Annotated in this window: 21 protein-coding genes; 16 read left to right on the plus strand and 5 right to left on the minus strand. The window is 65.8% G+C overall.

Annotation, left to right across the window (positions count from 1 at the left end):
* Position 1: 1 nt before the first annotated feature.
* From AU198_RS19895 to AU198_RS19910, 4 genes are all read left to right on the plus strand, one after another.
* Entirely contained in the window at positions 2 to 1,144 is a 1,143-nt protein-coding gene (locus AU198_RS19895) for a sulfotransferase family protein (RefSeq protein WP_502689311.1), read from the plus strand.
* A complete protein-coding gene (locus tag AU198_RS19900; protein ID WP_064350296.1) occupies positions 1,128 to 1,913 on the plus strand; it encodes a sugar phosphate isomerase/epimerase family protein in 786 nt (261 codons plus the stop codon). Before AU198_RS19895 ends, AU198_RS19900 begins: the two co-directional genes overlap by 17 nt.
* A 9-nt stretch (positions 1,914 to 1,922) precedes the next feature.
* Positions 1,923 to 3,131 (plus strand): DUF1214 domain-containing protein, encoded by a 1,209-nt coding sequence (locus tag AU198_RS19905; RefSeq protein WP_064350297.1) that lies wholly within the window; start codon positions 1,923 to 1,925, stop codon positions 3,129 to 3,131.
* 82 nt (positions 3,132 to 3,213) lie between these two features.
* A complete protein-coding gene (locus AU198_RS19910; RefSeq protein WP_064350298.1) occupies positions 3,214 to 4,575 on the plus strand; it encodes an amidase family protein in 1,362 nt (453 codons plus the stop codon).
* Positions 4,576 to 4,621: 46 nt separating this feature from the next.
* Here the strand turns inward: AU198_RS19910 and AU198_RS19915 are convergent, their stop codons facing one another.
* From AU198_RS19915 to AU198_RS19935, 5 genes are all read right to left on the minus strand, one after another.
* Positions 4,622 to 5,023 carry a hypothetical protein gene (locus AU198_RS19915; protein WP_197416171.1) on the minus strand — a complete coding sequence of 134 codons (402 nt, stop codon included), beginning with the start codon at positions 5,021 to 5,023 and terminating at the stop codon, positions 4,622 to 4,624.
* A gap of 104 nt (positions 5,024 to 5,127) precedes the next feature.
* On the minus strand, positions 5,128 to 6,495 hold the full coding sequence (locus AU198_RS19920) for a cytochrome P450 (RefSeq protein ID WP_064350300.1): 1,368 nt from the start codon (positions 6,493 to 6,495) through the stop codon (positions 5,128 to 5,130).
* Between the two features lie 41 nt (positions 6,496 to 6,536).
* The gene (locus tag AU198_RS19925) at positions 6,537 to 6,728 is read right to left on the minus strand and encodes a ferredoxin (RefSeq protein WP_064350301.1); all 192 of its coding nucleotides are present in this window, start codon (positions 6,726 to 6,728) and stop codon (positions 6,537 to 6,539) included.
* 17 nt (positions 6,729 to 6,745) lie between these two features.
* Positions 6,746 to 7,606 (minus strand): mycofactocin-coupled SDR family oxidoreductase, encoded by an 861-nt coding sequence (locus tag AU198_RS19930; protein WP_064350302.1) that lies wholly within the window; start codon positions 7,604 to 7,606, stop codon positions 6,746 to 6,748.
* A 30-nt stretch (positions 7,607 to 7,636) separates the two neighbouring features.
* Complete coding sequence (locus AU198_RS19935) at positions 7,637 to 8,335, minus strand: SDR family NAD(P)-dependent oxidoreductase (RefSeq protein ID WP_064350303.1); 699 nt, start codon at positions 8,333 to 8,335, stop codon at positions 7,637 to 7,639.
* A 290-nt stretch (positions 8,336 to 8,625) separates the two neighbouring features.
* Here AU198_RS19935 and AU198_RS19940 point away from each other — a divergent pair, with 290 nt between their 5' ends.
* The 12 genes from AU198_RS19940 to AU198_RS19995 are packed head-to-tail and all read left to right on the plus strand — an operon-like array spanning position 8,626 to position 23,196.
* Positions 8,626 to 10,119 carry an aldehyde dehydrogenase family protein gene (locus AU198_RS19940; protein ID WP_064350471.1) on the plus strand — a complete coding sequence of 498 codons (1,494 nt, stop codon included), beginning with the start codon at positions 8,626 to 8,628 and terminating at the stop codon, positions 10,117 to 10,119.
* A gap of 28 nt (positions 10,120 to 10,147) precedes the next feature.
* Positions 10,148 to 11,356 (plus strand): CaiB/BaiF CoA transferase family protein, encoded by a 1,209-nt coding sequence (locus AU198_RS19945; RefSeq protein ID WP_064350304.1) that lies wholly within the window; start codon positions 10,148 to 10,150, stop codon positions 11,354 to 11,356.
* Between the two features lie 19 nt (positions 11,357 to 11,375).
* Positions 11,376 to 12,551 carry an OB-fold domain-containing protein gene (locus AU198_RS19950; protein WP_064350305.1) on the plus strand — a complete coding sequence of 392 codons (1,176 nt, stop codon included), beginning with the start codon at positions 11,376 to 11,378 and terminating at the stop codon, positions 12,549 to 12,551.
* On the plus strand, positions 12,548 to 13,717 hold the full coding sequence (locus AU198_RS19955; RefSeq protein ID WP_064350306.1) for a thiolase C-terminal domain-containing protein: 1,170 nt from the start codon (positions 12,548 to 12,550) through the stop codon (positions 13,715 to 13,717). Before AU198_RS19950 ends, AU198_RS19955 begins: the two co-directional genes overlap by 4 nt.
* A 55-nt stretch (positions 13,718 to 13,772) precedes the next feature.
* Entirely contained in the window at positions 13,773 to 14,516 is a 744-nt protein-coding gene (locus tag AU198_RS19960) for an MlaE family ABC transporter permease (protein WP_228768705.1), read from the plus strand.
* Positions 14,517 to 14,529: 13 nt separating this feature from the next.
* A complete protein-coding gene (locus AU198_RS19965; protein WP_064350308.1) occupies positions 14,530 to 15,387 on the plus strand; it encodes an MlaE family ABC transporter permease in 858 nt (285 codons plus the stop codon).
* Positions 15,388 to 15,395: 8 nt separating this feature from the next.
* On the plus strand, positions 15,396 to 16,592 hold the full coding sequence (locus tag AU198_RS19970) for an MCE family protein (RefSeq protein WP_064350309.1): 1,197 nt from the start codon (positions 15,396 to 15,398) through the stop codon (positions 16,590 to 16,592).
* Complete coding sequence (locus tag AU198_RS19975; protein WP_064350310.1) at positions 16,589 to 17,614, plus strand: MCE family protein; 1,026 nt, start codon at positions 16,589 to 16,591, stop codon at positions 17,612 to 17,614. Before AU198_RS19970 ends, AU198_RS19975 begins: the two co-directional genes overlap by 4 nt.
* Positions 17,615 to 18,724 (plus strand): MCE family protein, encoded by a 1,110-nt coding sequence (locus AU198_RS19980; protein WP_064350311.1) that lies wholly within the window; start codon positions 17,615 to 17,617, stop codon positions 18,722 to 18,724. It begins immediately after the preceding gene.
* Positions 18,708 to 20,180, plus strand: coding sequence for an MCE family protein (locus AU198_RS19985; protein WP_064350312.1), 1,473 nt, complete (start codon positions 18,708 to 18,710; stop codon positions 20,178 to 20,180). The genes AU198_RS19980 and AU198_RS19985 overlap by 17 nt, the downstream gene beginning before the upstream one ends.
* On the plus strand, positions 20,177 to 21,508 hold the full coding sequence (locus AU198_RS19990) for an MCE family protein (protein WP_064350313.1): 1,332 nt from the start codon (positions 20,177 to 20,179) through the stop codon (positions 21,506 to 21,508). The genes AU198_RS19985 and AU198_RS19990 overlap by 4 nt, the downstream gene beginning before the upstream one ends.
* Complete coding sequence (locus AU198_RS19995; RefSeq protein ID WP_064350314.1) at positions 21,508 to 23,196, plus strand: MCE family protein; 1,689 nt, start codon at positions 21,508 to 21,510, stop codon at positions 23,194 to 23,196. Before AU198_RS19990 ends, AU198_RS19995 begins: the two co-directional genes overlap by 1 nt.
* The last annotated feature ends 2 nt before the right edge of the window (positions 23,197 to 23,198 follow it).

The raw sequence follows: 23,198 nt of genomic DNA on the forward strand, positions 1-23,198 counted from the left end.
CATGCTCGCCCGCGCGCAGGACGAGACCGGGTTGCGCGACTACGGCGATCCGACGCTGCCGGAACGCTTCTCATTGGTTGTCGACCACCTGAACACGATCGGGATGGATGACGACGGCAGGCGGCGCGCCGCCGAGGTGTGCCACTGGCTGCTCACCTCGCGCCTGGAGTTCTTCGAGGACCGGCGGCGCCACCCGGTCGCCGAGGAGGTCATCGAGCGGCCGATGTTCGTCACCGGTGAGCCTCGGTCGGGCACCACGCTGATGCACGCGCTGATGTCCGTCGACCCGGACTCCCGCGCGCTGCGATTCTGGGAGGTGATGTACCCGTCCCCGCCGCCCGGCACCGTCGCCGGCGACGACCCGCGTCGCGCTCGGGCCGATGCCGACTGGCGCGAGATCAACACCAAGCTGCCGAAATGGCTGCACAGCCACCCGTACAACGACATGTTGGGCGACGGGTTACCCGAGGACGAACGGACCTGGGCCTTCGACTTCCGGGTGTTGACCCCGACCGCGTGGTGGCGTGTGCCGATGCAGACCGTCGTGGGAGGGCTGCCGACCGACCCCGCCGCGCAGTACCGCATCCACAAGGCGATGTTGCAGCAATTCCAGTACCGTCGGCCATCGAAACGGTGGGTGCTCAAGGGGTTTCACGGGTTTCGGCTCAAGGAACTCTTCGACGCCTATCCGGACGCCACGCTGATGTGGCTGCACCGCGACCCGGTGCAGGTCGCGGCGTCGCGCACGATGATGATGGCCGACATCCTCGAGGGCATCGTGGGACCGGTCGACCTGCACGCCGCGGCGAAGATGCATTTGGCACTGACCCGCGAGAGCATCGCCAACACCATGGCCGAGCCGCTGGTCGACGACCCCCGGATCCTGCACGTGCGCTACGCCGACTTCATCGCCGACCAGGTCGGCACCGTGCGCCGCTACTACGAGTTCTGTGGCCGAGAGTTGACCGTCGAGGCCGAGGCCGCCATGCGGCGATACCTGGCCGACAATCCGGGCGATCGGCACGGCAAGTTCCGCTACTCGACCGCGCTGCTCACCGACATCGGCGAGGATATCAGCGCCCTGCACGACGAATTCCGCCCGTTCCGGGAACGTTTCGGCGTGCCGATTGAGAACCGGGGCTGAGGTGCCCGACGCGCGGCTCTCGGTTCACAGCGTCACGTTCTACGGGGCGCCGCTGAGCGAACTGCTGCAGCATTGGCGAGCGCTGGGAGTGCGGCGGCTCAGCCTGATCGACTCGCAGCTGTCCGAACCAGAGCTGGCGACGGTGGTTGCCGGCGAGGGATATTCGGTGGAAACGGTGTACCACCTGTTCTCCACCCCGGACTCGCTGCTGCGGGTGATCGACGCGGCCCACGCCCTGGGTGCACGGGGGATATACATGCTGACCGGCGGGCGAGGCGACCTCACTTGGGAACAGGCGGCGGAGCGGTTCGGCGAGGCCGTGACGCCCTGCGTCCAGGTGGCCGAAGACGCGGGTGTGGCTCTGGCGATCGAGAACGCGTCGAGTCTGTACGCCGACATCCACATCGCGCACACCCTGCGCGACACGATCACCCTCGCCGAGGCGACCGGACTCGGCGTCTGCATCGACCTGTTCCACTGCTGGGCGGAGGCGGACCTGACCGCGCTCGTGCAGCGGGCCCTGCCCCGGACACAGATGATCCAGTTGAGCGACTACGTCCTCGGCGACCGTGCACTGCCCGCACGCGCCGTACCCGGTGACGGCGCCATCCCGATCGGGCCGTTCCTCTCGGCGGTACTGAAGTCGGGCTATCCGCACGGTTTCGACCTGGAACTGATCGGGCCGCGCATCGAGCGGGAAGGCCGCTTCGAAGCGGCGCGCCGCGCCTGTGACGTGGTATCGGCCATGCTGGAAGAACTCGACGGCTAGGGGAACCGAATGGCGTTCGGAGACGGCCCGGATGACGCCGCGCTGAGATCGGCGTGGGACGCATTCTGCGATCGGCTGAGACAGGCGGGGGAGCGCGTCTTCAAAGACCACAACGGCGCATCGGGAATCCACCGGGCAGACGGTTTCCGTTTCCTTACCCAAAACCTCGGGCAGGCGTTCGACCTCGCGTTGGAGACCCGCAACACCCGGTATCCCGAGATCCACACGTTCTGCCACCCGACCAGGAAGCTCGGTGGCGACTGTGCGGACTTCCTGTACCAGCAGGCGTGGATCGACGGGACGTCGGTGTACCGGATCGTGGGCGAACGCGGCACCGCCCCCTTCCTCAACATCACGGTGCAGGGACCCCGCCCCGACGGCCCCGGCGTCCTGCACGAACCGTTCGGAGACGTTCCGGAAGCGAATCTGACTGGTGCGCAACTGAAGACAGAGGACAACGGTAGCTTCGAGATTTACATCGGCGGGCCGCGACGGGGACCGAACTGGCTGCCGACGACCGCAGGGTCTCGAAAGCTGTTCATCCGCCAGGGCTTCGATGGCTGGGAGGAGCGACCGGCCCGGATGCGCATCGAACGCGTCGACATGGCCGACCTCAGGCCGGTGCCGAACCCTGCGGACATGATCACCGCCATGGAGTGGGCAGGTGACTTCCTCACCGGAATGATGTCGGACTGGCCCGAATTCCCGTTCACACACGGCGGTGTCGACGCCGAGCACCCCAACCGGTTCCCCGACGTGACCGCGACCGGCGCCGACGCCAAACGCGGCCGCGCGGCGGTGAACATGCACTGGCGACTGGCGCCCGAGGACTCGCTGATCGTCGAATACGACGCCCACGACGGATTGTGGATGCTGACCAACATGGGGCCGTTCTTCACCAGCATGGATTACCTGTACCGCCCGGTGAGCTACACGCCGAGTCGAACGAAAGTCGATTCCGACGGCAAGGTGCGGCTGGTGTTGTCACACGACGACCCCGGCTACCACAACTGGCTGGACACCCAGGGTTTCGAGCGAGGCAACCTGACCTACCGGCACATGCTCGACGGGCAGCCCGTTCCGTTGCGCACCCAAGTGGTCAAGCGCGCCGAACTCGCCGATGCACTGCCGCCGGACACCGCGACCGTGTCACCGGCCGAGCGCACCGCACAGATGTGGGAACGGTTCCGCGGCGTACGGCGGCGCTACAGCGATTGAAGAACCTTCCTGCGCCGCTAGCTGTCGCGACAAGCCGACGATCAGGGGCATCATGCGTCTGTCGCGGAGGAAAGGATCCATCATGGACGACGTCGCGTTGTGGCCGGCCCACCGGCTGGCGGAAGGGATCCGCCGTCGAGACTTCTCCAGTCGCGAGCTGCTCGACCTCTATCTGGATCGCCTCGCCCGGCTGAACCCGGCACTGAACGCCGTTGTGATCCTTGATGTGGACGGCGCGCAACGCGCGGCGGACGCCGCGGATGCGGCCGCGGCTCGTGACGAGGCGGTCGGCCCGCTGCACGGAATCCCCATGACCGTCAAGGACTCGTTCGAGACCGCGGGCATCCGCACAACGTGTGGCGTGCCGGCGTGGGATCGGGTGCCGGAACGTGACGCCGACGCGGTGGGCAGGCTCCGTGATGCCGGCGCAATTGTCTTCGGGAAAACCAATGTTCCCGCGATGGTCGCCGACTGGCAAACCGTCAACCCCATCTTCGGCGTCACCAACAACCCGTGGGATACGACGCGATCGAGCGGGGGTTCCTCAGGGGGTGCGGCTGTCGCGCTCGCCGCGGGGCTGACCGCTCTCGAACTCGGCAGTGACATCGCCGGATCGATTCGGCTGCCATCAAATTGGTGTGGAGTGTGCGGGCACAAGCCCAGCTGGGGACTCGTCCCGCAGCGGGGTCATCTCCCACCGGCGCCGGGCGCGCTGGCGCCGGCCGACCTCGCGGTGATCGGGCCGCTGGCACGCGATGTCGCCGATCTGGAACTGGCGCTGGATATCCTCGCGGGCCCGCCCGCGGCCGATGCGACCGGCTGGCGCCTTCACTTGCCACCGTCGCGCGCATCGAAGTTGAGCCGGTTGCGCATCGCCGCCTGGCTCGACGATCCGGCGTATCCCGTCGAGCGCGACGTCGCGGCGGTACTCGAGTCCGCGGTTGCGGCGTTGGCGGACGCCGGCATCAACCTGGTCGACGCGGCGCCGCCGGTGAGCCTGCCCGAAGTGGTCCAATTGCACATGGAACTGCTCTACCCGCTGATGGACCCGTCGTCCACGCTGCAGCACCGGGACTGGCTGGTGGCCGACGAGCGGCGGCAGCAGATGCGAGCGCAGATGTGGAACTACTTTCGCCAGGTCGACGCGTTGCTCATGCCGGTGGCCGTGGTGCCTGCCATCGCCCACGACCACCTCGAGCCCATGGCAGACCGGACGCTCCCGGTGGACAGCGGAACCCGTTCGTACTTGGACCTTTTCGGCTGGGTCGGGTTGCCGACCGTTGCCTACCTACCGGCGACAGCGGTCCCGGTCGGGCGCACCGCTGCAGGACTGCCCGTCGGTCTTCAGGTGGTCGGACCATACCTGGAGGACCGCACGACGCTGGCGGTCGCCCGCGGCATCGAACGGGTGCTGGGCGGGTTCGTTCCGCCGCCGGGCGCGTGATTCAGGCACCGGAGCAGGGCACGTATCCGGCTACGCGCGCTAGGAACTACAGCCGCTGCAGCTTGAAGGTCCAGAACTGCATGCCCGGGGGGCCGTTGAAACATCCGACGTTGTAATGAGACTCGATGGTGCCCACCAGTGAGATCTCATCCCACGAGTACGTCTCGCGAGTGGGGAGCCGTTGACCTGGACAGATCAAGCCGTCAGGGACGTCGACGGTCATGGTGTACCGGCCGTTGACAAGCTGCGCCTCTCCACCGTAGTACGCGTAGAACTTCAACCGCGGAGCCGCGCTGACTTTGACGCAGTCCGGCTGCTTGTCCGGCCAGCAGTTGCTGACGAACCAGAACCACGACGCTTGCGTGTAACGGTTGGTCTGCAGATCGTAGTTGCCCAGCGGCATCATGGCGTGGGCTGGCTGTGGAGCGACGATGCTCACCGAGACCATGAGCGCAGCCGCTGCGACTAAGATCCTGAATCGGGTCACCGGTTTCCTCCCATGTCCCCGCCCGCTGCCCATCAAATCACCTTCGCGCCCGTGGCGAGCGCAGTTCAGGAGATGACCGCGGCTTCCTTGCGTTCCGTGATCGGCCGGGCCAGTTCCTGTTCGTTGCAGATGCGCTGAAGCTTCTCCAACGTCTCGTCGAGGCCCGGGCCAAGCGGCTTGCTCGGAGTGAAGGTGGCGGGCAGATTCCGCATGCCCTGGATCACCCCGATCGTGTCGTAATGAACCGTGCCCTCCGGATCGCACACGTAATCCGGCATCCGGTCCAACACGGCAGTCAGCATCGACTTGAAGACCGTCCGCGCCACGTTGGATCCCACGCAGCGATGTACACCGATGCCGAAACTGAAGTGCCGGTTTCCCTTCCGGTCGAGCATCACCTCGTTCGGCTTCTCGAAGACGGCGGGGTCACGGTTGGCCATCGCCCACGACAGCCACAGCCGCTCGTACTTCTTGAACTGCTGGCCCTCGACCTCCACGTCCTCGGAGAACGTCCGGCCGTCACCCGGCGCTGGGGTGAAGAATCGCAGGAACTCCTCGGTGGCCGGGTGCAACAGCGCGTCGCGCTCGCGGCTGAGGCGCTCCCGCTCGTCGGGGTGCTCGCCGAGCCATTCCAGGGCGTGCGCGGTCAGTGCGGTGGTGGTATCGAAACCGCCGCCGATGATCAACCCCAGGTTGCCCAGAATCTCCATGTCCGGGGCCGGTTCACCGTCGATGCGCAACTGCAGCAGCGCGTTCACCAGACCGGGGCGTGGGTTCTCCCGGATCTCCATCATGTTGTTGATGAGGTCGATCCCCATCTCACGGTGCTGTTCGTTGATCTTCTCCCGCTCGGGAGCGTGTTCGGGCGTGTACACCGAGGCGTGGGTCGGCTCGCTGTAGACGTTCCATTTCTTGAGGTCGATGCCCATCATCGCCAGCGTGAACACCGCCGGCACGACGTTGGCGAGGTGCTCGACGAAATCGATTCGGCCCGACTCGATGTGCTCATCGAGTGCCGCGCGGGTGATCTCGTCGACGAACGGCTCCCAGCGTTTGATCGCCGCAGGTGACAGATACGGGTTCAGCGCACCGCGGTAGGCGCTGTGTTCGGGTTCGTCCATCTCCAGGATGCCGCCGCGAACCACGGTGGCACGACTGGCCTTCGGGATGGTGATGCCCTGAAACGGGGTTTCGCCGGTGATGTCGTGGTGGTTGGACACCGCGGGGCAGCGGGCCAGTTCGAACACGTGCTTGCTGTCCGCGGCGACCCAGTGCCCGTTGTAGGTGTCCGTCCACGCCATCGGGCACCGAGCATGCATCTCCTCGGTGATCTTCTCGAACTGCAGCCGGTATTCGGGGGTGTGCCGGTCGAAGTGGTATCTGTTCTTCTTGCGGTCGTCGTCGGTCGCGACATCGCTGCCGTCGATGGTCACGGCGTGTCTCCTATTGCTTCCTGTGGCCGTCGGCAGCACCGTCATTCGATGACGATGGCCTGCTCCGGACATGATTGCGCGGCCTCTCTCACCAGCTCCTCCTGGTCCGGGGGAACCACTTCGTTCACCGCCGACGCGTGGCCGTCGACGTCGTCGAGTTCGAACGAATCGGGTGCGATCATCGCGCACAGGGTGTGGCCCTGGCAGCGTGTTCCGTCAACCCAAACCTTCACTGTCGCAACTCCTTTGCTCAGTTGTGGTAGTCATACCACTTCAGGTAGCCGCCAGCGTCGACGCGCAGCTGGGCGCCGGTGACGAAGCGGGCTTCGTCGGAAGCCAGCCAGAGCACCGCGTTGCTGATGTCCTCGGGCTCTACCCACGGCACCTTCATGGCCTGCTGCACGTAGAAGACCGGCTCGGCGTCCTTGAGTTCCGGCTTCTCCAGATCGGGCCGGAACGACCGGTACATCGGCTCGCTCTGCAGCATGTTGGTGTTGCAGTTGGTGGGATGTACGACGTTGGCGCGGATACCCCGCGCCGCGAGTTCGGTGGCCAGGTCGTGCACGTAGGCCGACAGCGCGCGCTTGGAGTGCACGTAAGCCATGCCACCGGGGTCGTTGCCCGGGTCGTTCTTCTGATGGGTGTCCATCAGCGCCGCGGTGGAACCGGTGGCGATGATCGACGCGCCCTCCTTGAGGTGCAGCAGCGACACCTGAATGGCGTTGATGGTCCCGATGAGGTTGGTGTTGATGACGTCGATCCACGCCTGCAGGGGCGGTTGACCTTTCATCCCCGCGACACCGGCCTGGGCGACGACGATGTCGAGCCCGCCGAGTTGCGCGATGCCCTCCTCGACCGCGGCCTTGAGCTGTGCGGCCTCGCGCACGTCGGCCTTGGCCGTGTAGACACGCTGGCCGGTCTTCTCGATGAACGCCGCGGTCTCCTCGAGATCCTCCGGCGTGGCCATCGGATAACCGATGGTGTCGATGTTCTCGCAGAGGTCGACCGCGATGATGTCGGCGCCCTCCTCAGCCAGCCGTACCGCATGGCTGCGTCCCTGCCCACGAGCCGCACCGGTGACGAATGCGACCTTTCCCTGTACGCGTCCCACTGAGGATCCTTTCCTTATTACTTGTCGCCGCTACGTGTTTCGGCCGCCGTTGACGCCCAAGATCTGTCCGGTGATGTATCCGGCCTCCTCGGAGATCAGAAATGCGCAGGCAGCCGCGATGTCCTCGGGCCTGCCGATGCGGCGCACCGGGGTCGAGTCGATGTTCTGTTGCACCACCAGGTAGCCGCGCTCTTCGGACTTGCGAAGCATCGGGGTGTCGATGAAGCCGGGCGGTACCGCGTTGACGGTGATGCCGCTGGGCCCGTACTCGAGCGCGAGCGACTTGGTGAGCCCGTTGACTGCGGACTTGGCGGCCACGTACGGCGCCATGTAGGGCTGACCGGAATGGGTGCTCGACGACGAGATGTTCACGATGCGCCCCCACCCGGCTTCGATCATGTCGGGCAGGACGGCCTGGACGCAGTGGAAGACACCGTTGAGGTTGACGTCGATGACGCGCTGCCAATCCTCGAACTTCAGATCCGTGAATCGCTTGAACTTCTCCAGCCCCGCGGCGTTGACGAGCACCGTGATCGGGCCGAGCTGCGCGCGTACGGCGTCGAATGCTTCCTCGACCTGAGCACGGTCGGTGACGTCGGCGGTATAGGCGAAGTCGGCGTCCGACGGGTTGATGTCGATGGTCGCGACGTGCATGCCGTCGGCGCGCAGACGCTGCGCGACGGCCAGCCCGATTCCCGAACCGCCTCCAGTCACGACGGCGTTCTTCATGCCTGTACCCGGGCTTCTGTCATTTCGCTCTTCCCTGCGCGCGCGACGCCATCAAGAATCGTCCTTTCGATTATGAGAACCGTACTCTCGGCTCTTGCAACTCCGCAAGACACGAGGCGCCGGCGATTCGCACTGGTGAGACGTTCGACGGATGATTGTCGCACCGCAATCCGCAGGCAGCAGCGATTCCGATCATTCTCTTGAGTTCTCTCTGTGCGAATGTATGATTCGCCGGTGATGAGAATGGAGTTTCCATCACACGACGCCAACCCCCACAACTGAGGAGGATGATGCGGGAAGCGACCCTCATCTCGAGTGACGAAACCGCCGGAGCCGTGGGCGTCGATCGCCGGTTGCTGATCGGCGGGGAGCTGCTCGAGACCTCCCGGACGTTTCCTTCCATCAACCCCGCCACCGGCGAAGTGCTCGGCCACGCACCGGATGCCACCGTGGCCGATGCCGAAGCGGCCGTCGCGGCCGCGCGTCGCGCCTTCGATGAGACCGATTGGTCGACCGATGTGGCCCTGCGTGTCCGCTGCCTCGAGCAGTTTCACCGCGCGCTCGTCGAGCACCGCGATGAGCTCGCCGCGCTGACGATCGCCGAAGTCGGCGCCACCGAAGCGCTCTGTCTAGGTGCGCAGCTGGACCAGCCGATCGAGATCGTGCGGTACTACGCCGAGCTGCTCAAGACCTATCCGATGACCGAGGATCTCGGAAACATCGAAAGCCGCGGTATGCAGCACCACCGGTGGGTGGAGAAGGAAGCCGCGGGCGTGGTCGCCGCGATCATCGCCTACAACTACCCCAACCAGCTCGCGCTGGCGAAGCTGGCACCGGCGCTGGCCGCCGGCTGCACGGTGGTTCTGAAATCAGCGCCGGACACTCCGTTGGTCACGCTCGCTCTGGGTGAGCTGATCGCCAACCACACCGACATCCCCGCCGGTGTGGTGAACGTGCTCAGCGGTGCCGATCCGGAGGTGGGCGCCGCGCTGACCACCAGCCCGGACGTCGACATGGTGACGTTCACCGGGTCCACCCCGACCGGGCGCCGAATCATGGCTGCCGCCAGCGAGACCCTCAAGAAGGTCTTCCTCGAGTTGGGCGGCAAGTCGGCCGCGATCGTGCTCGACGATGCCGACTTCAACACGGCCGCGTTGTTCAGCGCATTCAGCATGGTCAGCCACGCCGGTCAGGGCTGCGCGCTGACGTCGCGGCTGCTGGTGCCGCGTACCCACCACGACGAGATCGTCGAACTGGTCAAGAACAACTTCGGTCTGGTCCGCTACGGCAACCCGGCCGAACAGGGCACCTACATGGGACCGCTGATCAGCGAGAAGCAGCGCGACAAGGTCGACGGGATGGTCAAGCGCGCGATCGAGGCCGGGGCGAAGCTGGTGACCGGCGGCGAAAAGGTCGACCCCGGCTACTTCTATACGCCGACGCTGCTGACCGACGTCGACCCCGACAGCGAGATCGCCCAGGAGGAGGTGTTCGGGCCGGTGCTCGTCGTCATCGCCTACGACGACGACGATGATGCGGTCCGAATCGCCAACAACTCCATCTACGGCCTGTCCGGCGCGGTGTTCGGCAGCGAGGACCGCGCGCTCGCGGTGGCCCGGCGCATCCGCACGGGAACGTTCAGCATCAACGGAGGCAACTACTTCAGCCCCGACAGCCCGTTCGGCGGATACAAGCAGTCCGGCATCGGCCGCGAGATGGGCAGGGCCGGCCTCGAGGAGTTTCTGGAATCCAAGACGTTCGCAACGGTGGTGACCGGCGGCTGATGAGCGCTTGCGCGAGGAGGAGACAGCTGTGAGTGGACCGTTGGACGGCATCCGCGTCCTGGAAGTAGCGATGTACGGGTTCGTCCCCTCCGCGGGTGCGGTGCTGCGGGAGTGGGGCGCCGACGTGGTCAAGGTCGAACACGCGGTGACCGGCGACCCGCAGCGGGGGCTGCGGCAGACCGGCCTGCTGCGCGTCGAAGGCGATCCCAACCCGAACATCGAGCACGCCAACCGAGGCAAGCGCAGCATCGGCCTCGACATGTCGGTGCCCGAAGGCAAAGAAGTCCTGCTCGAACTTGCCCGTCGGGCCGACGTCTTCCTGACCAGCTTCCTGCCGGGGCACCGGCAGCGGTTCGGCATCGACGTCGACGACATCCGGGCGGTCAACCCCGCCATCATCTACGCCAGGGGCAGCGCCCTCGGCCCGCGAGGCGAGGAATCCGTCAAGGGCGGATACGACATGACCGCGTTCTGGTGCCGCGCGGGCACCGCGGCCACCATCACGCCACCCGGCACACCGGGCATGGTCGGCCCCCCGGGACCCGCCTACGGGGACACGATCTCGGGCACGAACCTGGCGGGCGGCATCGCCGCGGCGCTGCTCAAACGCGAGCGCACCGGCGAGCCGTCGGTGGTCGACGTGTCGCTGCTCGGAAGTGGCCTCTGGTCGCTCGGGCACACGGTCGCGCTGACCAAACACCTCGGCCAGCGCATGGAGGCCTTCCCGCCGGGTGTGCACGGTTCGCCGATCAACCCGCTCGTCGGGCTGTACCCGACGGCCGACGACCGCTACATCTCGTTCGTGATGATGCAACCCACGAAGTTCTGGGCCGACGTCTGCAAACACATGGGCCTCGACGAACTCGCCGACGACCCGCGCTTTGCCACAGCGGAGTCGATCGCCGAGAACACCGAGGCGGCAGCCGAGATCCTCAAGGAGGCGATGTCGAAGCGTCCGCTCGCGGAGTGGAGCGAACGGTTCGCGACGTTGCTCGGGCCGTGGGCACCGGTGCAGGACACGCTGCAGGCGGCCGAAGATGCCCAGATCCGCGCCAACGATTATCTGGTGCAGGCCGGCGAACTCGAACTGGTTGCCAATCCGGTCCAGTTCGATGTCAGCGCACCCCAAAGCGGACCCGCCCCGGGGTTCGCCGAGCAAACCGACGAAATATTGCTGGAACTCGGCTTGGATTGGGACCGCATCATCGAACTGAAGACGGCCGGCGCCGTCACCTAGAGCACCCGAAAGTCAGCCCATGCCCTACGTCGCCTCGATCGGCACATACCTGCCGTGTTGGGGTGCGCGGCTACACCGCGAACCCGGTGACGACGAGGACGCGGTAACCCTCGCCGTCGAGGCGGGACGTGCGGCGCTGCTCGCCAGCGGGGCGGTCGAGCGGGTGGTGTTGGTCAGCCGCGATCTGCCCCTGCTCGACAGCAGCAATGCGGCGGTCCTGCTGGCCGGGCTCGGGCTGGACCCGGAACTCGAGGTCGACGAGCGCCTCGGCGGTGCACCCGCGACGCTCGACGCGGTCAGTTCCGCGCGGCCGCGCACGTTGATCATCGGCACCGACCTCGATCCGGCCGGAGCGGCGGCGATACTCACCGCGGAGCGGGGGCTACAGGTGCGCACCGCGGCCCGCGTGGCACGCAGCCTTCCGGTGCGCACCCGCAAGGCCACCGGTGACGTGCACGACTACGGCGACCCCCGACTCCTGCACGAGCGCGGGCTCATCGCCTCTCTGGAAGCGGCGTGGCTGGACACCCCGGCGGCGGTCGCTGGTGTCGACCATTCGTGGGCGGCCGAGCTGACGATCGGGGATCCGCCCCCGCTGCCGACCACCGGCGCGAGCGCCGGGTTGTTCGCGTTGGCCGGTATGGCCGAACGGAATACGACGGGCCCGCTGGTCGCCGTCGAACAGGCGAGCCTGTCCGGAATCACGGTCACCGGTGGCATCGCGGAGCTGAACCGGCGCGAGCCGACCGCGCGTCCCCAACCCGCGGGCACGATCGTCGGCGACGCCCAGATCCCCATCTCACTCGCCGCATACGAGCGGGCGTTCGAGGCCAAGGTGCGCTGGGAGGCCGGCCGTCACCCGGGTTCCGAGGATCTCGACTTCCCGCCCCGGTACCGGCTGGCCGACGATGCCACGCTCTCGAGCGGATACGAGCTGATTCCGTTGCCGCGCACCGGAACCGTCTACACCGAAACCACCGTGCACATCCCGGTGCCCGGTCTGCGCTCGCCGTACTCGCTGGTGATCGTTTCGCTCGACGGTGTCGGTGTGCGGGCGCTGGTGAAGGTGACCGGCGCCGAGCCCGGATCCGTGGACATCGGCACGCGCGGCCGACTCGCGTTGCGCCGCGTCGCCATTCGGTCCGGAGTTCCGGACTACGGGTACATGTTCGAGCCGGAATCGGTGGCCGCATGAGGAGGGTCGCGATCGTCGGCGCCGGGATGACCGCGTTCGGTGAACATTTCGCGCTGGGCCTCAAGGATCTTCTGCCGATGGCCTTCGCCGAGTGCGCGGCCAGCGTGGACAAGGGCTTGAGGAAGTCGGACCTGCAGGCGGCCTGGTTCGGCGCCATGGGCACCGCCGATGGTTTCCCGGCAGGCATCCTGGCCGACTCGCTCGGTCTTCCCGACCTGCCGGTGACCCGGGTCGAAAATTCATGCGCGACAGGCAACGACGCCATTCGCAACGCACTGTTCGGTGTCGCGTCGGGAGCGTTCGACGTCGCACTGGTGATGGGCGCGGACAAATTGCGCGACACCACCTCCCGGGACATGCTGTGGGAGTGGGAGGCGATGGCCCGCGACATGGCGTGGGACTACCCGCTGGGGGTGGTCTCGCCCGCGGGATTCGCGTTACACGTCCGCCGCTATCTGCACGAGTCGCCGGCGACTCAGGAGCACCTCGCCATGATCGCGGTCAAGAACCACCGGCACGGCGCGAACAACCCCAAGGCGCGACTGCGATTCGAGATCACCGTCGAACAGGCGCTGGCAGCACCCGTCGTCGTCACCCCCTTTCGGCTCTATGACTGCGCGCCGCAAAGCGACGGCGCGGCGGCTCTGATACTGGCTTCCGAAGACGTCGTCGACCGATTCACAAACCGCCCGGTATGGATTCGAGGCATCGGCCTCGGCCTGGACTCCGTGATGCACCAACACAAAGCGGACATGACCACGATGCCGGCGACCGTGCGGGCCGCCAAGCAGGCTTTTGAGATGGCCAGTCTCGTTCCTGGCGAAGTCCATGTGGCAGAAGTTCACGATTTCTTCACGGGCATCGAGCTGATCAGCTATGAAGATCTGGGATTCGCCGAGAGGTTCGGGGGCCACAAACTCGTCGAAGCCGATGTCACGACTATCGGCGGGGAGCTGCCCGTGAACCCGAGTGGGGGCTTGAAGGCCAAGGGGCATCCGCCCGGCGCGACCGGAGTCGCGCAGTGTGTCGAGCTGTTCGCGCAACTTCGCGGCGAAGCCGTGAACCAGGTGGACGGTGCTCGGATCGGCCTTGCCCATAACATTGGCGGGCCCACCGCGGTCGCGGCGGTCACCATCCTGGAAGGAGACGGCAGTGGCGCAAGCTAGTGGGCCGGAGCGGTGGTCTGCGGGTCTGCCGCCGTTGCGGAACCTGGCGGGGCCGATGCAGGCGGTCGGGGCGTTGTTCGCGATGTCGGCCGATGCGGTGCGGTTTGTGTTTCGTCGGCCGTTTCAGTGGCGGGAGTTTTTGGAGCAGTGTTGGTTCATCGCTCGGGTGTCGTTGGCGCCGACGTTGTTGGTGGCGATTCCGTTCACGGTGTTGGTGTCGTTCACGCTCAACATCTTGTTGCGGGAGTTGGGTGCGGCTGATCTGTCGGGGGCGGGTGCGGCGTTTGGGGCGGTGACCCAGGTGGGCCCGATCGTGACGGTGTTGATCGTGGCTGGTGCGGGCGCCACGGCGATGTGTGCCGATCTGGGGTCGCGCACCATCCGCGAGGAGATCGATGCGATGGAGGTGTTGGGTATCAACCCGGTGCAGCGGTTGGTGACCCCGCGCATGTTGGCCTCGGGCCTGGTGGCGTTGTTGCTCAACAGTTTGGTGGTGATCATCGGGATTTTGGGTGGTTACACGTTTTCGGTGTTCATCCAGGACGTGAATCCGGGCGCGTTTGCTGCGGGGATCACGCTGTTGACCGGGGTGCCCGAGGTGATCATTTCGTGTGTGAAGGCGGCGTTGTTCGGGTTGATCGCGGGGTTGGTGGCGTGTTTCCGCGGGTTGACGATCACCGGCGGAGGTGCCAAGGCGGTCGGTAACGCGGTCAACGAGACGGTGGTGTATGCGTTCATGGCGCTGTTCGTGATCAACGTGGTCGTCACCGCGATCGGTATTCGGATGACGACGGGCTGATCGGGAGCTATCGATGGGAACCGTACAAGTTCTGCGCAGCACCTATCCGCGCCTGTCGCGGGGGGTTCGCAAGCCGGTCGACTTTCTCGGCCGCATCGGCGATCACATGCTGTTCTACCTGCGGGCGCTGGCGGGGGTCCCGCATGCATCGGTGCACTTCCGTAAGGAGATCGTGCGGTTGATCGCCGAGATCTCCATGGGCGCCGGGACATTGGCGATGATTGGTGGCACGGTCGCGATCGTGGGGTTTTTGACGTTGGCTGCCGGTGGCACGCTGGCGGTGCAGGGGTATTCGTCGTTGGGCGATATCGGCATCGAGGCGTTGACGGGGTTTTTGGCGGCGTTCATCAATGTGCGTATCGCGGCACCGACGGTGGCCGGGATCGGGTTGGCGGCCACGTTCGGCGCCGGAGTGACCGCGCAGTTGGGCGCGATGCGCATCAACGAGGAGATCGACGCGCTGGAGTCGATGGCGATCCGGCCGATCGAATATCTGGTGTCCACGCGGCTGATCGCGGGGATGGTGGCGATCACCCCGCTGTATTCGATTGCGGTGATTTTGTCGTTTGTGGCGTCGCAGTTCACCACGGTGGTGTTGTTCGGTCAGTCCGGCGGGTTGTATGACCACTACTTCGACACATTTTTGAATCCGATCGATTTGTTGTGGTCGTTTCTTCAGGCGGTGCTGATGGCGATCACAATCCTGTTGGTGCACACCTATTTCGGCTACTTCGCCTCCGGTGGCCCCTCGGGTGTGGGGGTCGCGGTCGGTAACGCGGTGCGCACCTCGCTGGTGATCGTCGTGTCGGTCACCCTGCTGGTATCCCTGGCCGTCTACGGTTCCAACGGCAACTTCAACCTGTCGGGATAGAGGCGCCGGTGAAAAGCAGTGTGGTACGTCCCCTGACGGGGTTGGCCCTGATCGTCACGATCGTTCTGATCGTCGCATTGGCGGTTGCCCTGTTTCAGGGCAGCTTCACCAAAACCGTTCCGGTGACGGTGATCTCGGAGCGGGCCGGCCTGGTGATGAACAACGACGCCGAAGTGAAGATGCGGGGCGTCGACGTCGGCAAAGTCGAGTCGATCGAGACCCGCCCGGACGGCACGGCAGCTCTGCACCTGGCGATGGATCCGGCGCAGATGCACCTGATCCCGTCGAACGTCGATGTCGACATCGCGTCGACGACAGTGTTCGGCGCGAAGTTCGTTCAATTGAAGCCCCCGGAGAATCCGTCGGCCGATAAATTGCGTCCCGGTCAGGTCATTCAAAGTGGCAGCGTCACTGTCGAGATCAACACGGTGTTCCAACAGCTGGTCAACGTGCTCGACAAGATCGATCCTGCGAAGCTGAACCAGACGCTGGGTGCGATCGCGACCGCCTTCAACGGCCGAGGGGAGCAATTCGGCCAGACGTTGGTCGACTTCAATGCGCTGTTGGCCAAGATCGACCCGAGCCTGCCTAATCTGGAAGCCAGCATCGAGGCCTCGGTACCTGCGTTCAACGCTTACGCCGACGCGGCGCCGGACCTGATGACGACGATCCGCAGCACCACATCGGTGAGCAACTCCATCGTCGACCAGGAGCAGAACCTCGACCAATTCCTGGTCAGCGCAATCGGGTTGGCAGACATCGGCAACGAGGTGATCGGCGGAAACCGTGAGGCGCTCGGCGATGTGCTGGAAAATCTCGTCCCCACCGCCGAGTTGCTCAACCTCTACCGCAAGTCGCTGTGGTGTGGCATCGGCGGATTGATACCCTTCGCGAAGTCACCGCCGCAGTTCTCGGGCGTTCTGGTCAACGCGGGACTCACGCTTGGCGTCGAGCGGTACCGCTATCCGGGTGACCTGCCCAAGGTCGCCGCAAAGAGCGGGGGGCGTGACTACTGCCAGGAACTCGGCCTCCCGGAATTGCCGCCAGAGTTCGTGCCGCCCGCGATCGTCGGAGATGTCGGCTCCAATCCAGCGCAGTACGGGAACGCGGGAATCCTGCTGAACTCCGAGGGCCTCAAGAACTGGTTGTTCGGGCCGCTCGACGGGCCGCCGCGCAACACCGCACAGATCGGAATGCCGGGATGACGGGATCGACAGGCACTCTCATCAAGTTCGCCGTCTTCGGGGTCGTCATGACGGTCCTGACGGCCTTCCTGTTCTTGATCTTCAGTGATTCGAGAGGCGGTGACACCGAGGGGTACAAGGCGGTGTTCACCGATGCCTCCCGACTCAAGACGGGTGACAGCGTACGCATCGCGGGGATCCGGGTCGGCACCGTGCAGAGCGTGTCGCTGGAGCCTGACCGCAACGTCCTCGTCGAGTTCGACGCCGACAAGAAAACCAAGCTGACCACCGGGACACGGGCCGCCGTCCGGTATCTCAACCTCACCGGGGATCGTTATCTGGAACTGCTCGACACCCCGGACTCCACCCGGATCCTCCCAGCCGGCGCCACGATCCCCGCCGACCGGACTGCGCCGGCACTCGACCTGGACCTGTTGCTCGGCGGGCTCAAGCCGGTGATCCAAGGCCTGAATCCCGAAGACGTGAACGGGTTGACCTCGTCGTTGATCCAAATCCTGCAGGGCCAGGGCGGCACCTTGGAGTCGCTGCTGTCCAAGTCGTCCTCGTTCACCAACTCGCTGGCCGACAACAACCAGGTGATCGAGCAGTTGATCGATGATCTGCGAACGGTTCTCGACACATTGTCCAAAGACGGCGAGGAGTTCTCCGGTGCCATCGACCGGCTCGACAAGTTGGTCGAAGGGCTGTCCGCGGACCGCGACCCCATCGGCGAGGCCATCGAGCAACTGGACAACGGCACGTCGTCGCTGGCCGACCTGCTCGGACGTGCCCGTCAGCCGCTGGACCACACGGTCAACGAGTTGCACCGGCTCGCCCCGCTGGCCGGCAACGACCTGCCGCGCCTGGATGCGACCCTGCAGCGTCTTCCCGAGATCTACCGCAAGCTCGCGCGCGTCGGGTCTTATGGGGCGTTCTTCCCGTACTACATCTGCGGCATCACGTTCCGCGCCAGCGACCTGGAAGGCCGCACCGTGGTGTTCCCCTGGGTCAAGCAAGAAACGGGAAGGTGCGCTGAAGAGTAGATGGACAAGTACAGGGGCTCCCGTCTCATCAGGGCCGGCGTTATCGGCGTCGTGCTGGTGATCCTCGTGATCACCGTCGGGTTGCAGCCGGAGCGACTGATGTCGTACGCCACCGGGCTGCGATACCAGGCACTGTTCACCGAAGCCGGCGGCCTCGTGGGAGGTAACGACGTCACGTTGTCCGGGATCAAGGTCGGCTCGGTCTCGTCGATCGAACTCGTCAACGGCGATGCGCTGGTTGATTTCACGATCCAGAGCAAGTACGCGCTCGGCTCGGACTCCACCGCACAGATCCGCACCGGGACGTTGCTCGGTGAGCGGGTGTTGGCACTCGAGTCGGCGGGCAGCGGCACGCTCGACCGCAGCAAGCCCATCCCGACGTCGCGGACGTCGTCGCCGTACTCGTTGACCGACGCGATCAGCGATCTCACCGCCAATACCGCGGCCACCAACACCGACACGCTGAACCAGTCGCTGGACACGCTGGCCGCGACGCTCGATCAGGTTGCGCCGCAACTCGGTCCGACGTTCGACGGATTGTCCCGGCTGTCGCAGTCGCTCAACAACCGCAATCAGAGCCTCGCCGAGTTGCTGAGGACCGCCGGCGATGTCACCGGGATCTTCGCCGAACGCAGCAATCAGGTGAATTCACTGATCCTCAACGCCAACGACCTGCTGGCGGTGCTCAACGAACGTCGGCATGCGATCGTCAGCCTCCTCAACGCCACCTCGGCGGTGTCACAGGAGCTCACCGGCGTGGTCGCCGAAAACGAGCAGGAGCTCGCGCCCACGCTGGACAAGCTCAACGAGGTGGTCGCGGTGCTGGAAAAGAACAGGGACAACCTGGCCAAGATGCTGCCCGGTGCGGCGAAATACTATCTGACACAAGGCGAGATCGTGTCCAACGGTGCGTACTACAACGCGTTGGTTCCGAACGTGATCCCATTACCGCCGCAACTGCTCCAGCCGTTCATGGACTACGCCTTCGGCTTCCGCCGGGGCATGGACGCGGGGCAGCCACCAGACAATGCCGGACCGCGGGCGGAACTACCGTTCCCCGTCAACGCGATTCCCCAGCCAGGAGATCTTCCCGATGATGGCACCCCGTAAGCGTCTGGTGACCGCGACGGCGGTCCTGCTGGCCATCGGACTGGTCGCCGGCGCAGCGTTCCTCGTGCGTCAGGTGTTCTTCGGGCCGAGCACCATCACGGCCTATTTCCCGACGGCGACGGCCATCTATCCCGGTGACGAGGTGCGGGTGTCCGGTGTGCAGGTGGGCACGATCGAGTCCATCACACCTGAGGGCACCCAGACCAAGATGGTCCTCAAGGTGGACAGCGGTGTGCCGATTCCGGCCGACGCCAAGGCGGTCGTCGTCGCCCAGAACCTGATCGCGGCCCGCTATGTCCAGCTCACGCCCGCCTACCGCAACGGCGACGGACCGAAGATGCAAGACGGTGCGGTCATCCCGTTGGACCGCACCGCCGTTCCTGTCGAGTGGGACGAGGTCAAGACGCAACTGATGCGGCTGGCAACGGAACTGGGGCCGGATACCGGGGTGTCGGACACGTCGGTCTCCCGGTTCATCGACAGTGCCGCGAACGCTATGGGGGGCAACGGGGAGAAGCTCCGGCAGACGCTGGCCCAGTTGTCGGGTGCAGCGAGGATCTTCGCCGAAGGCAGCGGCAACATCGTCGACATCATCAAGAACCTCCAGATCTTCGTCGGTGCGCTGCGCGACAGTAAGCAGCAGATCGTGATGTTCGAGAACCGATTGGCCACCCTCACCAGCGTGCTGAACGACAACAGGTCCGACCTCGACGCGGCGCTGACCGACCTGTCGGTGGCGCTCGGGGAGGTACAGCGGTTCGTGGCCGGCATCCGAAACCAGACCTCCGAGCAGTTCCAGCGGCTGGCCAACGTGACCCAGGTTCTGGTCGACAACAAGCTGGCTCTCGAGAACGTACTGCACATCACGCCGAATGCGATCGCCAACTTCGCGAACATCTACTATCCCAACGGCGGTTCGGTGACCGGGGCCTTCTCGCTGAACAACTTCTCGAACCCGGTCTTGTTCATCTGTAGCATGATCGGCGCCGTCGCGAACGTCACCGCCCCCGAGACCGCAAAGCTGTGCGCGCAGTACCTCGGTCCGGCGCTGCGCCTGCTCAACGTCAACAACGTCCCGTTGCCGATCAACGCCTACCTGAGGCCCGCGATCAACCCGGACCGGTTGATCTACACCGACCCGAAGCTCGCGCCCGGGGGGGCGGGGCCGGGGGATCCGCCCGAACCGTTCCCGGATGTGTCCGCTTACCTCGGGAACGGCGACGTCCCGCCGCCGCCGGGGTGGAATGCTCCCCCTGGTCCGCCGGGGCTGTACACCCCGGACAACGACGCACCGGCGATTCCGTCGCCGCCGTTGTTCCCCGGCGCGCCCATCCCCGGACCGCCGCGGGTGCTGAGCAACATCCCTGCGGGCCCGACGACGGTGGAGGGCATGTTGCTGCCGCCCACGCCCGCCGGCCCGCCGGGGCCACCCTTGCCTGCGGAGGCCCCGCGATGATCAGCAGGAGCGATGTGAAGCGATTGACGATCGCCGGGGCGTGCGTGGCGCTGACGCTGACCGGCTGCTCATTCCAGGGCCTGAACTCGCTGCCGCTGCCCGGCGCGGTGGGACGCGGACCCGACGCGGTGACCTACCGGGTCGAGGTCGCGAATGTGGCCACGCTGGAATCCAATTCACCGGTTCTCATCAACGACGTAGTCGTCGGCAGCGTCGGTGAGATGACGGTCGAGGACTGGCACGCCAACGTGCAAATCTCGGTCAAACCCGATGTGGCGGTGCCCGCCAACGCCGTGGCAACGGTCGGGCAGACCAGTCTGCTCGGCTCGATGCACCTGGCGCTCAATCCGCCATTGGGAGAAGAGCCGAGGGGTCGGCTGGAACCCGGCGCGACGATCCCATTGGCTGACTCGTCCACATATCCGTCCACCGAGCGGACGCTGTCCGCGTTGTCCACCGTCGCCAACGGGGGAGGACTCGGGCAGATCGGTGACATCATCTCCAACTTCAACGTCGCGTTGAACGGGCGGGAACCGCAGATTCGCGAGTTGCTCACTCGGCTCGACAATTTCGTCGGGGTGCTGGACCGCCAGCGCGACAACATCATCGCCTCGATTCAGCAGCTGAACCGGGTCGCGGGTACGTTCGCCTCACAGCGCGACGTGATCGACCGCGCGCTCAAGGAGATTCCGCCGGCGCTCGATGTATTGATTCGCGAGCGGCCGCGGCTGACCACCGCGCTGCAGAAGCTGGGGCAGTTCAGCGACACCGCCGATCAGTTGGTCGACGATGCCGGTGACGACCTGGTGAAGGACCTCGAGAACCTGGGTCCGGTGTTCGGTGCACTTGCCGACATCGGACCAGATCTGAACCTTGCGCTGTTGTGGGCCACCGCGTTTCCCTACGGGCCGACATTCGCCGACCGCATCACCCGGGGCGACTACATCAACCTGTTCGCCAGCTTCGACCTCACCTATCCACGTCTGAAGAAGACGCTGCTGCTCGGTACCCGGTGGGGCGACGAGAATGCCAAACTCATCCCGGCACCCGGCGACCCGTACTACATGAACTACTCCTACAGCCCGATGGCGCTGGGCGTCGCGCCGCCGCCGCAGGGGCTGCCGCCGGCGCCCGCGGCACCACCCGGTCCGGCGTTGCCGCCGGTGAGCGAGCCGCTGCTGCCGGTCGCGCCGCCGCCGCCGGCGGCGCCATGGCTGCCTCAGTCCCAGGCGATAACGTCGTCGCAGATATTCGCGGGACCCTATGGGCCCTCGGCGCCACTGGCACCTGTTTCACCGGCTGAACCGACCCCAGGAGGCGGTGGCTGATGCTGACTCGCTTTGTCCGAAATCAGTTGATCATCTTCACGATTGCGTCGATTCTGGGCGTCACCGTGATGATCTTCACCTATATGCAACTGCCCACACTGCTCGGTATCGGCCGCTTGAAAGTCACGCTGGAGCTACCCGCCGCGGGCGGTCTCTATCGCTTCAGCAACGTGACCTACCGCGGGGTGCAGATCGGTGAGGTGACCTCGGTGACGTTGACGGAGAACGGTGCTGAAGCGCACTTGTCACTCGACACCTCACCGAAGATCCCCGCAGACCTGCAGGCTGAGGTGCGCAGCGTGTCCGCCGTCGGTGAGCAGTACGTGGATTTGCGGCCCCGCACCGATTCGGGACCGTATCTCGAAAGCGGACAACGCATTCCGGCCTCGCGGACCACCCTTCCGCAGGAGGTCGGCCCGATGCTGGACCAGCTGAGCGCGCTGGTGGACAGCATCCCCGGCGACCGAATCGCCGACCTGCTCGACGAGTCGTTCAAGGCCTTCAACGGGGCCGGCCCCGACTTCCAGTCCCTGCTCGACTCGGCCGCCAAGGTGACCGATGAGTTAAGCGGCGTCTCCGACCAGACCCGCGGATTGATCGACGACAGCAGGCCGCTGCTGGAATCGCAGGCCGAGACCACCGAGCAGATCCGTACCTGGGCGCGGAGCCTGGCCGGCGTCACCGGGCAGCTGGAACAGAATGATCCGGAGATCCGCACCATATTGCAGCAGGGGCCCGGTTTCGCGCAGGAAGTGTCGGCGCTCCTCAACGACGTGAAGCCCACGCTGCCGATCCTGCTGGCGAACCTGACCACCGTCACGCAGGTCCTGCTCACCTACAACCCGGCCCTCGAGCAGTTGCTGGTCATCTTCCCCGGAATCATCGCCGCCCAGCAGTCCTTCGGCCTCCCGGGTAACAACCCCGTCGGGTGGCCCACCGGTGATTTCGCGCTCACCATCAGTGACCCGCCGGCATGCACCGTGGGATTCCTTCCGTCGACGCAGTGGCGTTCCCCGGAGGACCAGACCACGATCGACACGCCTGACGGGCTGTACTGCAAGTTGCCGCAGGACTCACCGATCAGCGTACGTGGAGCTCGCAACTACCCCTGTATCGAACATCCCGGCAAACGGGCGCCGACGGTCGAACTCTGCAACGACCCACGGGGTTACGTCCCGCTCGCCATGCGCCAGCACACGTTGGGGCCGGAACCGCTCGACCCGAACCTCATCTCTCAGGGCATACCGCCCGACGACAGGGTCGACTTCCAGGAACGGATCTATGCGCCGGTGCAAGGTACGCCCCTGCCGCCGGGCGCCGTTCCCGCGGGAGCGCCGCCCGGCCCATCGGCACCCGACTCGCCACCGTTCCCCGCACCGGAGGTGTTGTCACCGCAGCCGACGCCGACGGTAGCCCCGCCGGCACCGCTGGCCCCGCCACCGGCGCCGCCAGCCGCGCCACCGCCGCCCGGCAATTCGCTCAACGGAGCGCCGATACCGCCTGCGCCGGGAGCCGCTCCCGCAGCGCCGGCCGCTCACGCCACCGAGACGTCAGCGGGTGGCCCGTCGGTGGCGGTGGCGACGTACGACCCCAGGACGGGGAAATATCTGAGTCCGGACGGCTTCCTGCAGCAGGAGACGCTGCCCGGCAAGAACCCGAGGTCCTGGAAGGACCTCTTGCCGACCTGACC

The sequence above is a fragment of the Mycobacterium sp. GA-1199 genome, assembly GCF_001500045.1.
In the GTDB taxonomy this organism is placed as follows: Bacteria; Actinomycetota; Actinomycetes; order Mycobacteriales; family Mycobacteriaceae; genus Mycobacterium.

Excerpts from the sequence above, each read along its gene's own strand:
- AU198_RS19955 (WP_064350306.1), top strand. The coding sequence starts at position 12,548 with ATGAGGAGGGTCGCGATCGTCGGCGCCGGGATGACCGCGTTCGGTGAA.
- AU198_RS19895 (WP_502689311.1), top strand. The coding sequence starts at position 2 with ATGCTCGCCCGCGCGCAGGACGAGACCGGGTTGCGCGACTACGGCGAT.
- AU198_RS19915 (WP_197416171.1), bottom strand. The coding sequence starts at position 5,023 with ATGGTCTCGGTGAGCATCGTCGCTCCACAGCCAGCCCACGCCATGATG.
- AU198_RS19905 (WP_064350297.1), top strand. The coding sequence starts at position 1,923 with ATGGCGTTCGGAGACGGCCCGGATGACGCCGCGCTGAGATCGGCGTGG.
- AU198_RS19940 (WP_064350471.1), top strand. The coding sequence starts at position 8,626 with ATGCGGGAAGCGACCCTCATCTCGAGTGACGAAACCGCCGGAGCCGTG.
- AU198_RS19960 (WP_228768705.1), top strand. The coding sequence starts at position 13,773 with ATGCAGGCGGTCGGGGCGTTGTTCGCGATGTCGGCCGATGCGGTGCGG.
- AU198_RS19950 (WP_064350305.1), top strand. The coding sequence starts at position 11,376 with ATGCCCTACGTCGCCTCGATCGGCACATACCTGCCGTGTTGGGGTGCG.
- AU198_RS19985 (WP_064350312.1), top strand. The coding sequence starts at position 18,708 with ATGATGGCACCCCGTAAGCGTCTGGTGACCGCGACGGCGGTCCTGCTG.
- AU198_RS19980 (WP_064350311.1), top strand. The coding sequence starts at position 17,615 with ATGGACAAGTACAGGGGCTCCCGTCTCATCAGGGCCGGCGTTATCGGC.
- AU198_RS19935 (WP_064350303.1), bottom strand. The coding sequence starts at position 8,335 with ATGAAGAACGCCGTCGTGACTGGAGGCGGTTCGGGAATCGGGCTGGCC.
- AU198_RS19975 (WP_064350310.1), top strand. The coding sequence starts at position 16,589 with ATGACGGGATCGACAGGCACTCTCATCAAGTTCGCCGTCTTCGGGGTC.
- AU198_RS19965 (WP_064350308.1), top strand. The coding sequence starts at position 14,530 with ATGGGAACCGTACAAGTTCTGCGCAGCACCTATCCGCGCCTGTCGCGG.
- AU198_RS19995 (WP_064350314.1), top strand. The coding sequence starts at position 21,508 with ATGCTGACTCGCTTTGTCCGAAATCAGTTGATCATCTTCACGATTGCG.
- AU198_RS19990 (WP_064350313.1), top strand. The coding sequence starts at position 20,177 with ATGATCAGCAGGAGCGATGTGAAGCGATTGACGATCGCCGGGGCGTGC.
- AU198_RS19910 (WP_064350298.1), top strand. The coding sequence starts at position 3,214 with ATGGACGACGTCGCGTTGTGGCCGGCCCACCGGCTGGCGGAAGGGATC.